Raw genomic sequence first — 13,362 nt, 5'->3', positions numbered from 1 at the left:
AATGAATGCATCTTTAATCCAACATAAAAAAACCGAAGAACTTTGCCCGCAGTGTGGTCAAGCTTTACACATTCGTAATAGTAGACAAGGCGCATTTTTATGTTGCTCTAATTATCCAACGTGTGATCATCTTCGTCCTTTACATGAAAAAAACGAGATAAAAAAAAGACTCAATGGATCTCATTGCCCTCTCTGCCACAAAGAATTAGTTTTAAAGCAAGGCCGATATGGTCTTTTTATTGGTTGTAGCGATTATCCTCAATGTCACTATATAGCACCTCTCACCGATAATAAAAAAACCGAAGAAAATAATACACATATAACTTGCCCTCTTTGTAAAAAAGAACAACTAGTAAAGCGCCAATCACGCTATGGTAAAACATTTTACGCCTGTGATAGTTACCCCTGTTGTAAATATGCAGTCAACGATAAGCCGGTTAATGAATTCTGTCCTGATTGCCATTGGCCTATCTTAGTTAAGCGCCAAAGCGCACAAACTTTACGTCTTATCTGCCCAAAAAAAGGGTGTGGTTATCGTAGCAAGCCGATATAATATATAGACTTTGTTTAATATTTTTTTATTTTTGTTCGCCAATATATCCTGTGAGGAAACACAATGAAAAATGTATTTGTTGCCATTTTAATGGGCTCAGATTCAGATCTACCTAGCATGCAAAAAACTATTGAGATCCTAAAATCTTTTTCAGTGCGCTATGAAGTGAAAATAACTTCCGCACATCGCACACCTGCAGCGACTCACGCATATGTCACGGATGCTGAAAAACGTGGCTGTAAAGTCTTTATCTGTGCAGCAGGCTTAGCCGCTCATCTAGCGGGCGCAGTAGCAGGTATCACAACTCGCCCTATTATTGGAGTTCCCATTGAGTGTGGCCCTCTACGCGGGCATGACGCTTTGCTTTCAACAGTAATGATGCCTGCAGGTGTTCCTGTTGCAACGGTCGCGATTGGTAGCGCTGGCGCTAAAAATGCAGCTTATCTTGCTGTGCAAATGCTCGCTATTGCCGATGATGACTTAGCACTTAAAGTGCGAGAAGATCGCGCACAAAATGCGCTGGCAGTACAAGAAAAAGATCGTGCATTACAAGAAAAATTAAGCAATGAATAACTTGTGTTAAAAACAGATCTTACAAATGCCCTGATCACATTAAAAAATCAGGGTGTTATTGCATACCCCACAGAGTCTGTTTTTGGGTTAGGTTGCGATCCTGACAGTGAAGTTGCACTTAATAAAATATTGCAGATAAAACAACGCTCCGCCCATAAAGGCCTTATTCTCATTGCTGCAAATAGTGAGCAATTACAAAACTACGCCGATTTTTCACAATTAAACGAAATACAAATCACTCGGATCCAATCAACATGGCCGGGTCCCGTTACTTGGATAGTTCCCGCGAAAAGCACTTTACACCCTCTAATAACAGGACATTTTAAAAGTGTGGCGGTAAGAGTAAGTGCACACCCTCTTGTAAGTGAATTATGCCTTATGTTTAACAAACCTATTATTTCAACCAGTGCGAACCTTTCCGGTTTAGAGGCTTGTCAAACTGCGACACAAGTAGAAGAAATGTTCTTAAATTCACCCTTATTAGGCACTATCCTCCGCGCATCAGTAGGAAAAAGTGATAGTCCATCTAAAATTTATGACGCTTTGAGCGGTGAACGCTTACGCTAAACTTTTTCGTTGAACCTCAAGTTCACACTAAAATAGAAGATAAAAAGGAATACTCTTGTTTGATGATCCTCGCGAACTAATAGAAACTATTAACTGCATTATGCCTTTTGGAAAATATGCAGGAACAAAACTCATTTATTTACCTGAGCCTTATTTAGTTTGGTTTAATAAAAACGGACTGCCCCCGGGGAAAATAGGTAGACAGCTCGCCCTCATGTATGAAATAAAGCTAAATGGCTTAGAGAGCATGCTCCAGCCTTTAATTAAAAAATAAGAGTTTGTCTCGCAGACTCATCCTTATTCAACATGAAATTTAAACAAAATATGCAAGGATCACACACGCGCACAAATATAAGTAAAGCTAACCTATCGTGGCTTGGAGGCCTTCGCTAGTGCATCAAGCACAATTTTATTAGTAAGCAGTGTTGGCAATATAATACCTTGTGGTGCATTTGGCCCATAAACAATATTAAATGGCACGCCGTAACGCCCGTATGTATGCAAATACTGCGTTATATCATCCGCACGAATGGTCCAATCACCTTGCATCAATATAATATTATCCTTCTGCAACGCACTATAGACAGGCTGTTGTCGTAAAACACCTATTTTATTCGCTTTACACGTCACGCACCAATCAGCCGTTACATCCACAAAAACTGTTTTTCCTTGACCTACTTTTTGTGCTATTTCGGCCGTATTCAATACTTTCCATGGTAATACTTGATTCAGTGCTGTAGCACCATATTTTTGACTAACGTTAAACAACAAGAAAACAGTAACGATACTGAACATCGTGCTAATAGCAATAACACAAAACACTTTCTTGCCGTATTGTCTAAAAATTAACGCCCCTAATATTAATAAAAAGACAATGACAATCATAAGAGCAACGAATAAGCCAATAAAACGCACCATTAAACTCAACAACCAAAAACAGGTAAGTAACATCATTATCGAGAATATAACTTTAAGAGAAGACATCCACTTACCAGGCTTTGGCAAAAATAAAGCTAACTGGGGAAAAAATGCAATACATAACCAAGGTAACGCCATACCCAAACCTAACGCGGTGAAAACAGCAAATAATTCAATACTCGATGCACCTAATGCATAAGCGATTGCGGTTCCTAAGAAAGGGGCACTACAAGGCGTTGCCAACAACGTTGCAAACATACCTTGTAAATAATGCCCAATATAATTATTACCACCTTTCATAGCCAGCCAAGTTTGCCATTTACTCGGTAATTGTATTTCAAAAAAACCCAACATATTGAGCGAAAAGGCGCCGGTGATAATGACCATAAACCCAAGAAAATAAGGACTTTGAAACTGTATTCCCCAGCCTAATGCCTGCCCTGAAAATTTCAATAACAATAAGAAAATAGCGATTAACCAAAATGAACTCAGTATGCCAAAAGAAGACGCAAGAAATTGTTTGCGGATAACTGCGCGAGGCATTCCATGCGAAGATAAAATAACACTTAACTTCATACCTAATACCGGTAAAACACAAGGCATGATATTTAAAATCATTCCGCCAATCAACGCGAATAAAAAGATGAATAAAATATTCGTAGAAGAATCATCCCTCGTTATCCGAGCCAAATCGTTAGTTAATATACTAGGTACTGCAATTAACTCTACTGCAATATTTTTATCAACTAATGTTGTGTGAATTTCAGCCTCACTCAAATCAACATCCCCAGCCCAACTCGACGCCTGAAAACGCGCAATTATTTTTTTACCTTGCACCTGAATAGAAGGTTTACTAAAAAATACTTGCGCATATTTTGTTTCTAAAATATCACTAAACAAATTCACCTTGTGCCAATCAACTTTCCCCGTAACTTCTACAACTAATTGTTGTTGTTGTTGATCCCACGTACTACTAAATTTTTGCACAATACCCTTATTCTGCGTATTGCTGAGCTCAGTAAGTTTAATTTTAATCGGTATTTGACTTAAAGCTTGTGCGTATGAAAATGCTAAATCACCATCAAAAATGAATTGCGCAGGATCAAATTGCAAATCAATATCATAATCACTAAGTACGCAAATTGTCGTGCATGACGCTAATGTTAGGCGGCCTTTTAAATGTGCAGATCTATTAATATTTTTAAGGTGTAGAGTGATAGGGAAATGAATTTGATCTTTATAACCAAGCGTATCAATACCCGCAACAGAGTAATATTTAGGCACTGGCCACAACCAATCAATCGAAGTAATATTTGTCGATTCTTTTTGCCAGTTAAATTGAGGTGCAACGCCTCCTTCACCCGGAGAACGCCAATATGTTTTCCAAGGATCTTGTAAGGTTATATCTAATAATGCATTAACTGTTTGCGCCGTTTTATCGACCTGCTGTGTTAATGTCATACTTACGCTAACAGGAGGATGCTGAATATCAATCAGCAAGCCAGTTTCTGTCTGTTGTAATGAACTCGCCCAAACAAAAGAGCTGAGAAATATCCCAGATACCAACATGGAACTTAAAAACAATCGAGTAAGCCGTTGCAACATGTCACACTCCAAAATAACTATAAAGAGATTAAAGTGTATTACGTGAGATTTAATACACTTCTATACAAAAGAGCCTAACGCAACATTCAAGGAAGAACTCATAAAAACACATGTCACAATATCTACCTGTTTTATATGACATTCCAAGCTTATTTTTACATATTCAGTGCCTAAACACCAAAAAACATATCCATATATTTAACCACACCTATAACTTCACCTGCGACTAATACTCCAAGAAATTATAATTAATGATGATGATGCCCTTTTAAAAAACCTTTGGGAATCAGCTCTGCGATAAAATCACGCGCCCCACGGCGTAATAACGAGCCTAAATAAAGAGCTAAAATGATTCCTAGACTTAAATATTCCCACCAAGCATAATTGCCTTGATGCAACTCAAACATCGTTTGTGTATTACAGATTAAAAACTGATTCATTCCTAAACCAACAATAAAAGCGACACCAAACATAAACAATAGCAAACTAATAGAAGCAAAGATCCCTTGTTGCTTCTTAATTGAACTTAATAGTTGCAAACTAATGCTCGGTGCGATTAACAAGAAGGCCATTCCCGCTCCGGGTGAAAGACCCGCCATTATCAATAATGCTATCACGGGTGTCACTCCCGTTGCGCATAATGAAAAAGGAAAGGCAACCAATATCATCACTAACACTTGTAACCATAAGGCTTGATCAAAAAAGGCCCAAGCCGAGTTGACTGATAATGTCGATGCTAATGCCCATCCGAGTATAACCCAAGGAGCGGTATGATCTAACTGGTGTAAATATCCTTGTTTAATCGAAGCTAAAAACCGCGAGTCTGAACGTTTTTCAACCTGACTCACACCTGTATTGCTAACGTATATATTTTTGAAGTGCCGCCCTAAAAAATAAGATATTAAAAAAGCTAAAATAGCACCTAATAATAACCTGAGCCCTACCATTTCCATGTTTAATAATGGTAATGAAATTAACAAGGAATCAAAAGCGATGATAGGTGTTGCAATCAAAAAAGCGAGAGCAAAGGTTTGATTGACACCACTTGCCAATAATTGCTGATAAATTGTATTCGCTTGCTTTGAACATACAGGGAGAGCTAAACCATATACAAGCCCTTTAACACTATCGTTAGCAAAGGAACAACTATCTTGTTTAGGTAAGCTCAAATAAGTTGGTTTAAAGTAATGCATTAAACCACTTAGGAAGTAAGCAATAAGTAAAAAAGGTGCCGTATACAATGCGAGTTGTTTAAGATTTTCTAACGTAAGAGCCGTTTTATACTCTTCGATATCATGATTAATATCTATTTCATGCTCTACCGATGCCAAAAGAGTATTATCAGAGCGTGTTGAGACCTGTGCAGGTGGCTCAACAATCAGCACTTGTTGATATTCATGTTCGTGTAAAGCATAACCTAACCAATGCGGTAATAATAACGCACCTAAAACAATCAACCCAACAACACTTCCAATACCAGCAGCATATTTATTTTCTTTTTCTTCTCGAGGAGCTTGTCCCTTCAAATAAGGGCGATGTAAGACAACGTGCATAATTGATCCCATGATAAAAGCTTGGAACCAAGCTAACCATTGACCATCGAGTTGCGTTAAAGAGTACTCAGAAAACAAAGCGCCCAATACTGTAGCCACTGACATAAGGCTAAGAATAGCCATTGGTAATAAACGCCCATATTGAGGACGCAATAACCACCAGATAGTTAAACCCACAGGGAAGCGATGCAGTAGCACCCCTAAAGCTAATAACCAACCGGTTTGCTCAGATATATCTGCATTCAATGCGGATCCATCAATACTTGCATGTAACACTAAACCCAAAATACCGAGAAACAAGGTCATTTGATGTGCTTGATGGGCCGCTTTATGAAAGTATTTTTCTATCCAACTTGGAGCCAACAAACCAAACGCCATGAGTACGAATACAATTAAACCACCGGCGCGCAACACTTCAGGGAAGATATGAAATAAAACCAATCCGGATATCGTCACAAAAATAAAAGCATCAAGCAAGTCTAACCAACCAGGTTGCCGCTGTAACAAACGATATGTTAATGGGCCGAGAAAAAGGGCAAATATGCTCAAGATTAATAACATAACCAAATGTCCTCATTTTAAAAAGCAGATAAAGTGTTATGTTATAACAAAACAAAATAAGGATCTAGGTAGGTTGAATTGAAGCCAATACTTCCCAATAAAAGAAATAACAGCATCACTATAAATAATCAGGCTTTAAATAATGTCACGGGGATCTTAATTATCGCTTTTCTTATCGATCCCGCGTCTTTAACTGCACACAAAGGGCGGTGTATTTGCCCGGGATAAAACAAGACATAGTCTCCACAACTTAAATTCACAAAATTTTCATTGGCCACTTTATCCACAAAATATAAATCATTATCCGTATTGCTTTTTTCCATATCCTTAACGCTTAACTCATTACTATAACCGAGACGCTCATGACCTTGTAAAATGATATGTATATCAATATAAACTCGATGGAACTCAGCTTTTCTATCTAGCTCTGGTTCGGTTATTGACGAAGCCAAAACCACAAAGACACCATCATCACCGATCAAATATTTTCCATCTTGATTTTTTTTAGCAATATCGAGTGCTTTTTTAATCCAAACGCGAATATTTTTATGTGTATACAAGCATAAATTTAATTGTTCTACGTTGCCAAATAACATATTTAAAATTCCGATTTAATATAATAAAGCGCAATTCACAACCGCAATAATTTGTAAATAGCGCCTAATATATGGTGATAAATGCTCTTTTATTTACCAATAATTCCAGCAACATCCGCCACAAGTTGCGCAAGTTCAGACCAACGGTCCTGTTCAATTAAAGCATTCGGCACCATCCAAGTACCGCCACATGCTAGCACACTCGGCAAGCTTAAATAATCATTAATATTACTTGGATTAACACCACCCGTAGGCATAAATTTAATAGGATAAACCGCAGAAAGTGCCTTTAACATCGCCACGCCACCAGATGCTTCCGCAGGGAAAAACTTCAAGGTACGCAAGCCCATTTGCATCGCTTGTTCTACATGACTCGGGCAATTTATTCCCGGTATAATAGTAATGCCACGCTGCTGACAATATTGTACAATTTTCGGATTAAAACCAGGACTCACAATAAAATTCACACCAGCATCAATCGCCATGTCAACTTGCTCTGTTGTTAAAACAGTGCCCGCACCAATTAACATATCAGGGTAAGCCTGACGCATCAGTTTAATCGCTGATACCGCTTGCTCAGTTCTAAACGTAACTTCTGCACAAGGCAGGCCATTTTCAATTAATACTTGTGCTAATTTAACTGCTTTGGATGCATCTTTAATTGCAATAACAGGGACGACTTTAATCGCTTCTAATTGAGCATTTAAATCTTTCATTTATATTCCTTAAGTCATTAAATAGTGGGCATTACTTCATGCGCAATGATGGCGCCATGATGTTGTATTACTACGCCGGCAACTTTATGCCCCGCCTTCGCCGATGCAATACAATCTCCACCTAACACTCGTTTTGCCAAATAAGCAGCACTAAAGGAGTCGCCAGCGGCTGTTGTATCAATAATTTGAAGGATCTTTTCTGCATTGACCTCATAACACTGTTTGTCACAAACAATAATGCACGCATCCGCACCACGTTTAAGTACTATTTCAGAAACACCCAATGCTTGCGTACGCGTAATACATTCTTCTTCTTTTTTATCTCCCCACAACAACACATCGTCATCGTAAGTTAAAAAAGCAATACTGGTTATTGCAAGTATTTTTTGATAATAATATTGTGCTACTTCAATATTTTCCCAAAGAGATGCTCGATAATTATTATCAAAGACAATACGCACACCTTTTTTATGGCAAATATCTAATACATTTAATAATATCTCGCGACACTCATTCGACAAGATAGCTAAACTAACACCACTTAAATAAATCATTTGATGTTTCGACAAATCTTTTACTAAAGTGCTGATTTTTTGTGTTTTAAGCCAGAATTTAGCTGCTGAGTCATTACGCCAATAATAAAAATGGCGCTCGCCCTGTGCATCAGTTTGGATAGCATAAATACCCGGTAACTTATCTTTGGATAAAAACACCATTTTCGTATTGATGTTTTCATTTTCCCAAGCCTGGATCATATTTTCACTAAAAGGATCTTCACCCATACCCGTGACATAAGAAGTGGTAATAGCATGACTATGCGTTAACCGAGAGAAATAAATAGCCGTATTTAAGCTGTCTCCACCAAAGCCCTGCTCTAATACCTTATTCACAGTTTTAAGTTCCAACATACACTCACCAATAATGGCAATACGACTGATTTTCATTAAATCCCCCCTCTATTTAGCTACCTAACTGCAATATAAAATGCACGAGAACTCTTAAACTTATACATAACACTTTGATATATAATCAAAAAGATTTACAAGTAGACAAGAACCAATACACATTGTTAAAAGTAAGATAGCCCCAACAGATTATTCACTTAGTAAAAAATGTAAAAATATTTGATTTATACATGCACTCTAATACTTAAAATCACGATGTTTCCTTTCATAAAAGGTTGCAACACGTAATTTAAGACGGTGCATAAATAAAAATATTATTTATTTACCACTATTATCTTGCTAACCAACCACCATCAACTGGAATGGTTGAGCCATTAATATAGTCAGATGCTTTAGAAGCAAGAAAAACACATGGCCCAGCAAGATCATCCGGTGTTCCCCAACGCTCGGCTGGGATACGCTCTAAAATACTTTTATTACGCTCAACGTCTGCACGTAATGCTTTTGTATTATTAGTCGCCATATAACCAGGAGCAATAGCATTAACATTAATGCCTTCTTTTGCCCACTCATTAGCCATTAGACGCGTAACACCCATTACTGCACTTTTAGATGCAGTATATGAAGGGACTCGGATCCCACCTTGATAAGAAAGCATTGAAGCAATATTAATAATTTTGCCTCCATCTTTTTGGGCAATAAACTGCTTTGCAACCGCTTGCGATAAAAAGAATAATGATTTTATATTGAGATCCATGACATCATCCCAATCTTTTTCAGAGAAATCGATTGCATCATTACGACGAATAATACCAGCATTATTGACAAGAATATCAATACGTCCAAATTCACTTAACGCACTTTCTATAATACGAGGAATATCATTTAGCCCCATAAGATCAGCACGAATATCTAAAAAACGTCGCCCAGTTTCGGCCATTCTCTCAATAGTCTCTTTCGGTTCAACAATATTGATTCCGACAATATCACAACCAGCATTTGCTAAACCAAGTGCCATTCCTTGCCCTAAGCCTGTATCACATCCGCTAACTAGCGCGATTTTTCCTTTTAGATCAAACGAATTAAGAATCATAGATATTTCCTTATTACTTTTTATGTAAAGTGTTGTTGTATAAATAACATCCTAATTATATAACAATAGCAATAAATAGACCTTCATGTCAAATTAAATGAAACGGCTTTTTATTTAATTTTTGATTGTTTTGTTTATTTTAATTTAAATGCAAAAACTAAAATGATGAATGTCTCAGTTTTTTTAAAATACCTAGCACATTACTGGGTATTCGCTATAATCTGCACTTATAGATCAATAGAAGGTAAAACATGAGCAAAGTAACACAACCCGAAGCAGTCTCTTCCGTTCTGAAGGTGTTTAGCATCTTAGAAGCACTCGGAGAGCAAAAAGAAATTGGCGTTTCCGAATTATCACAAAGATTAATGACCTCTAAAGCAACTACCTATCGTTTTTTACAAACGATGATGTCTTTAGGGTATGTATCTCAAGAAGGTCAAGCCGATAAATATTCCTTAACATTAAAAATGTTTGAACTTGGCGCTCAGTCTCTGCAATATTTAGATGTCGTCACCTTAGCAGAAAAACAGATGCGTTATATTTCTGAGCAAACCAGTGAAACTATACATTTAGGAGCATTGGACTTAGAAGATCATTCAATTATTTATATTCATAAAATAGACTCTAGCTATAGTTTACGTATGCATTCAAGAATAGGTCGACGTAACCCTCTCTATAGCACCGCAATAGGGAAGATTCTCCTCTCGGATAATAAGCCCGATTTTATTCGTGATAAATTGCAAAACGTTGTCTTTAAAATGCATACAGATAAAACGCTAAAAAATATTGAACAACTGATTGCCGAATTAGAGATTGTAAAAAAACAAAATTATGCAGAAGATAATGAAGAGCAAGAACAGGGTATTTATTGCATAGCGGTACCTGTATATGATCGCTTTGGCCATATTATTTATGGTCTATCAATATCATTCCCCACGCTTCGATTTGATAAAAAGCGTAAATCTTATTATGTTAAACTATTAAAAGAGGCGGCTAAAAACATTTCAGAACAACTTGGATATTATAACTACCCAGAAATAACATAAACAATATCTATTGGCTATTGGCTATTGGCTATTGCATAAGTAACCTCTTATGCAAGGCCGTTCCTGCTAGTCATCACGTTAAAATATATCTATCTCCGTTGCTCATTTCAAAGGTAATGCTCAACAAAAGAATGAAACAAAAAAATAACTAATACAACAGACTCTCATATCTTCGAAATGCCCTTAGCCATATTTTCATATAAGGTAGGAATGTAAACTTCTCGGCCAATATAAGACTCTAGTTTTTGTTTAAACAACTGTATCTGAGATTGTGTCGCGCTATTCCATTTCAATGCCTCTCCCACAACACCTGCATGTTGAAAAGCATTAATACGAATTTTAACCTCACTTTTTAAATTCTTTAAATAAATTCCCAGTGCATCTATTTCTGTTAATAAATCTGTTTTATCCGGGATGTATAACAAACGCACTTCGTATAGTTTCCCCTCTTTTTCTAACTGTTCGATACTTTTAAATACACGATTATTTTTTCGCCCTACCAAGCCAAAATGAGTTTCATTTTTCCACGCTTTTAAATCGATCATTACACCATCAAGATAAGGCATAATTCTCTGCCAACCCCGTGTCGAGAGACTACCATTACTATCAATAAAACAAGTTAAGTGAGACAACAGTGTCGAGGACTTTATTGCTTTAAACAATTGAATAACAAAAGCCAATTGTAATGTCGCTTCTCCACCTGACACGGTAATACCACTTAAAAACATTTGTTTATTGATTAAAAGAGATATCACTTGTTGCACCGAATATGAATTAATCTTAGGGCTTGACTGCAATGGGCAAGCATCAATACATTGATCACACGCAATACATAAAGATTTATCCCATTTTACCTTGCCCGAAATCAACTTCAACGCTTGCTGAGGGCAAACAGCAACGCACTGTGCACAGTCATTACAAAGATTGATAGTTTGCGGGTTATGACATGTTTTACAATTATAATTACAACCCTGCAAAAAAATAACAGCGCGACTTCCTGGCCCATCTACGCAAGAAAAATAAATTATTTTATGAATAAATCCCTTTTTATCTAAATTAATCATGGCCTATACAAGTCTTATTTATGTATTATCGGTGTGCTTTCTAGGCTAATTACTCGTGCCCTACGTTTTAATATATGCGTATTTTGTAAAGCCTCTGCGCCTAATACCGTAGTATTAATACGCGAACCTTGCTGTGCAAACTTAGCAATAGATGACCGCTTTACCATATAACCGGTTACCCTCACTAAATCATTACTTTCGATATTTGCGGTAAATTCACGATAACCCATTTTTAGTGATCCTTTAGCGAGATAATACAACGCTTCAGGATTAGATTTTACCGTTACATCGATACTTAAAATATCGCTAATTCCTGCACGATAATATTGGTGATGTGGTGCAGTTGCTTGAATGTAAGCAATCGGATCGGGCTCTTTTCCATAAGCAATCCTCACACCTGGTGTGCAATCTTTATCTAAGCTTATTCCCCCTTGCGCGTGCAATAATGCGCGTCCATGATAGCCATATTTTACGGGTGTCGACGTAACAATGTCGGAGAGTTTTTTGGAAATAGTATAAGATAATGTATTCGCGACTTTATCCTGACCATAACAACTTTTTATATTATCTTTTTTAAGAAGAGTTTCAACGGCCTCAGCCATTGCATAAATACCAAACATAGGCGCGAACCTATCTTCATAAATTAAGCCTTCTGTCACTAAAAACTCACTAAAAAAATGTGATTTTTCATGCAGAAAACTACTCCTAATATTTATTAAATCAAACAATAGTGCGCTATATTTAGGTAACTGAATATTTATAAAATCATCTTTATTTTTAGATTTTTCAGCAACCTTTTTTAAATTCATGCGCACTAATGTGTTCGCTCCACCGCCTAGTGGTAATGAATTATAACAACTCACAATACCAAAACCACTCGCATCAAACGACGCCGCATGTAACACATAATTAGCAATATGTGGTTTACTACACTCACATATGTTTTTTGTCACTTGACGCAATAAATCATCTGGGGTCACGCTAGCATCATACATAAAAGTTAAATTGGGCGCTATTTGCTTTAACTCTGCATCAATCCTTAAAATAGTTCGACAAATAATATTATCTGTTGGTCCTATATTTACATGCATAAAAGCATCTGGGAGCGTACGATCTAACATTATCCAAAATAATTTTAATTTTTGATAAATATTATCTTCCGTTAAGTCATCTACATAAGGTAAAAGTACATTATCAAGATGACCTAAATAAACCGGAATCGTTGTTACTGAAGGTACATGATGATATAGAATCGTTAGCAAGTTTAATGCTTCATCGAAATTAGTCGCTGCGTTTAATTCAAGATATTTTGAACCTTGTGCTAGAAACTTAGCATAATCCGGTAATACATAACGCGCTTTGAAAGGAGCGTTCCCTTCAAACATATCACATAAAATACCTTCATTTAATGCATCTCTTACTTTTTTATTGACATCCAGATACGGTAAACTTGCCTCTGCCTCTAATGCTAAGTATTGTGTTTTTTGTTTTACGGATAAATTAGCATTACTAATAATATCGTAAATACTTTGCTGGCTCATTCTATGCCCCTTAAAATTTTTAACCGTTAAGGTACGTTGTCATTATTCACTTTATGAGTGAACTTAATCGC

The 13,362-nt window shown here is 36.8% G+C and carries 13 protein-coding genes; 5 read left to right on the top strand and 8 right to left on the bottom strand.

What is annotated here, in order from left to right; all coding sequences use genetic code 11:
* Nucleotide 1 precedes the first annotated feature (1 nt).
* The 4 genes from B8W84_RS00240 (at nucleotide 2) to B8W84_RS00225 (ending at nucleotide 1,967) form a co-directional block, all read left to right on the top strand.
* Nucleotides 2-553 (top strand): DNA topoisomerase family protein, encoded by a 552-nt coding sequence (locus B8W84_RS00240; RefSeq protein WP_094751342.1) that lies wholly within the window; start codon nucleotides 2-4, stop codon nucleotides 551-553.
* Nucleotides 554-616: 63 nt separating this feature from the next.
* Nucleotides 617-1,126, top strand: a complete 510-nt coding sequence (gene purE, locus B8W84_RS00235) for a 5-(carboxyamino)imidazole ribonucleotide mutase (protein WP_094751341.1) — start codon at nucleotides 617-619, stop codon at nucleotides 1,124-1,126.
* Between the two features lie 3 nt (nucleotides 1,127-1,129).
* Entirely contained in the window at nucleotides 1,130-1,693 is a 564-nt protein-coding gene (locus B8W84_RS00230) for a Sua5/YciO/YrdC/YwlC family protein (RefSeq protein ID WP_094751340.1), read from the top strand.
* Nucleotides 1,694-1,748: 55 nt separating this feature from the next.
* Entirely contained in the window at nucleotides 1,749-1,967 is a 219-nt protein-coding gene (locus B8W84_RS00225) for a DUF3820 family protein (protein ID WP_094751339.1), read from the top strand.
* A 92-nt stretch (nucleotides 1,968-2,059) separates the two neighbouring features.
* Here B8W84_RS00225 and B8W84_RS00220 read toward each other — a convergent pair whose 3' ends face one another.
* The 6 genes from B8W84_RS00220 to kduD form a co-directional block, all read right to left on the bottom strand.
* Nucleotides 2,060-4,216: a protein-disulfide reductase DsbD family protein gene (locus tag B8W84_RS00220; RefSeq protein ID WP_094751338.1), complete on the bottom strand. Its 2,157-nt coding sequence runs from the start codon at nucleotides 4,214-4,216 to the stop codon at nucleotides 2,060-2,062.
* Nucleotides 4,217-4,464: 248 nt separating this feature from the next.
* Nucleotides 4,465-6,330 carry a permease gene (locus tag B8W84_RS00215; protein WP_094751337.1) on the bottom strand — a complete coding sequence of 622 codons (1,866 nt, stop codon included), beginning with the start codon at nucleotides 6,328-6,330 and terminating at the stop codon, nucleotides 4,465-4,467.
* Nucleotides 6,331-6,458: 128 nt separating this feature from the next.
* Complete coding sequence (locus B8W84_RS00210) at nucleotides 6,459-6,926, bottom strand: YhcH/YjgK/YiaL family protein (protein WP_094751336.1); 468 nt, start codon at nucleotides 6,924-6,926, stop codon at nucleotides 6,459-6,461.
* Nucleotides 6,927-7,015: 89 nt separating this feature from the next.
* Nucleotides 7,016-7,642, bottom strand: a complete 627-nt coding sequence (locus tag B8W84_RS00205) for a bifunctional 4-hydroxy-2-oxoglutarate aldolase/2-dehydro-3-deoxy-phosphogluconate aldolase (RefSeq protein ID WP_094751335.1) — start codon at nucleotides 7,640-7,642, stop codon at nucleotides 7,016-7,018.
* A 17-nt stretch (nucleotides 7,643-7,659) separates the two neighbouring features.
* Nucleotides 7,660-8,586 carry a sugar kinase gene (locus B8W84_RS00200; RefSeq protein ID WP_094751334.1) on the bottom strand — a complete coding sequence of 309 codons (927 nt, stop codon included), beginning with the start codon at nucleotides 8,584-8,586 and terminating at the stop codon, nucleotides 7,660-7,662.
* Between the two features lie 292 nt (nucleotides 8,587-8,878).
* On the bottom strand, nucleotides 8,879-9,640 hold the full coding sequence (gene kduD / locus B8W84_RS00195) for a 2-dehydro-3-deoxy-D-gluconate 5-dehydrogenase KduD (protein WP_094751333.1): 762 nt from the start codon (nucleotides 9,638-9,640) through the stop codon (nucleotides 8,879-8,881).
* A gap of 251 nt (nucleotides 9,641-9,891) precedes the next feature.
* Between kduD and kdgR the strand changes: the two genes are divergently transcribed.
* Nucleotides 9,892-10,686: a DNA-binding transcriptional regulator KdgR gene (gene kdgR / locus B8W84_RS00190; RefSeq protein ID WP_094751332.1), complete on the top strand. Its 795-nt coding sequence runs from the start codon at nucleotides 9,892-9,894 to the stop codon at nucleotides 10,684-10,686.
* Between the two features lie 164 nt (nucleotides 10,687-10,850).
* On the opposite strand, the gene B8W84_RS00185 is transcribed toward kdgR, so the two are convergent.
* Both B8W84_RS00185 and B8W84_RS00180 read right to left on the bottom strand, forming a co-directional pair.
* Complete coding sequence (locus B8W84_RS00185) at nucleotides 10,851-11,750, bottom strand: YjjW family glycine radical enzyme activase (protein ID WP_094751331.1); 900 nt, start codon at nucleotides 11,748-11,750, stop codon at nucleotides 10,851-10,853.
* Between the two features lie 14 nt (nucleotides 11,751-11,764).
* Nucleotides 11,765-13,291, bottom strand: coding sequence for a YjjI family glycine radical enzyme (locus B8W84_RS00180; protein WP_094751330.1), 1,527 nt, complete (start codon nucleotides 13,289-13,291; stop codon nucleotides 11,765-11,767).
* Nucleotides 13,292-13,362 lie beyond the last annotated feature (71 nt).

It is taken from the genome of Psychromonas sp. CD1, assembly GCF_002239585.1.
Lineage (GTDB): Bacteria > Pseudomonadota > Gammaproteobacteria > Enterobacterales > Psychromonadaceae > Psychromonas.
Note: the sequence above shows the minus strand (reverse complement) of the source record. Positions and strands in the feature narration are given on the sequence as shown.

Excerpts from the sequence above, each read along its gene's own strand:
- B8W84_RS00240 (WP_094751342.1), top strand. The coding sequence starts at position 2 with ATGAATGCATCTTTAATCCAACATAAAAAAACCGAAGAACTTTGCCCG.
- purE (WP_094751341.1), top strand. The coding sequence starts at position 617 with ATGAAAAATGTATTTGTTGCCATTTTAATGGGCTCAGATTCAGATCTA.
- B8W84_RS00220 (WP_094751338.1), bottom strand. The coding sequence starts at position 4,216 with ATGTTGCAACGGCTTACTCGATTGTTTTTAAGTTCCATGTTGGTATCT.
- B8W84_RS00215 (WP_094751337.1), bottom strand. The coding sequence starts at position 6,330 with ATGTTATTAATCTTGAGCATATTTGCCCTTTTTCTCGGCCCATTAACA.
- B8W84_RS00210 (WP_094751336.1), bottom strand. The coding sequence starts at position 6,926 with ATGTTATTTGGCAACGTAGAACAATTAAATTTATGCTTGTATACACAT.
- B8W84_RS00205 (WP_094751335.1), bottom strand. The coding sequence starts at position 7,642 with ATGAAAGATTTAAATGCTCAATTAGAAGCGATTAAAGTCGTCCCTGTT.
- B8W84_RS00200 (WP_094751334.1), bottom strand. The coding sequence starts at position 8,586 with ATGAAAATCAGTCGTATTGCCATTATTGGTGAGTGTATGTTGGAACTT.
- kduD (WP_094751333.1), bottom strand. The coding sequence starts at position 9,640 with ATGATTCTTAATTCGTTTGATCTAAAAGGAAAAATCGCGCTAGTTAGC.
- kdgR (WP_094751332.1), top strand. The coding sequence starts at position 9,892 with ATGAGCAAAGTAACACAACCCGAAGCAGTCTCTTCCGTTCTGAAGGTG.
- B8W84_RS00185 (WP_094751331.1), bottom strand. The coding sequence starts at position 11,750 with ATGATTAATTTAGATAAAAAGGGATTTATTCATAAAATAATTTATTTT.
- B8W84_RS00180 (WP_094751330.1), bottom strand. The coding sequence starts at position 13,291 with ATGAGCCAGCAAAGTATTTACGATATTATTAGTAATGCTAATTTATCC.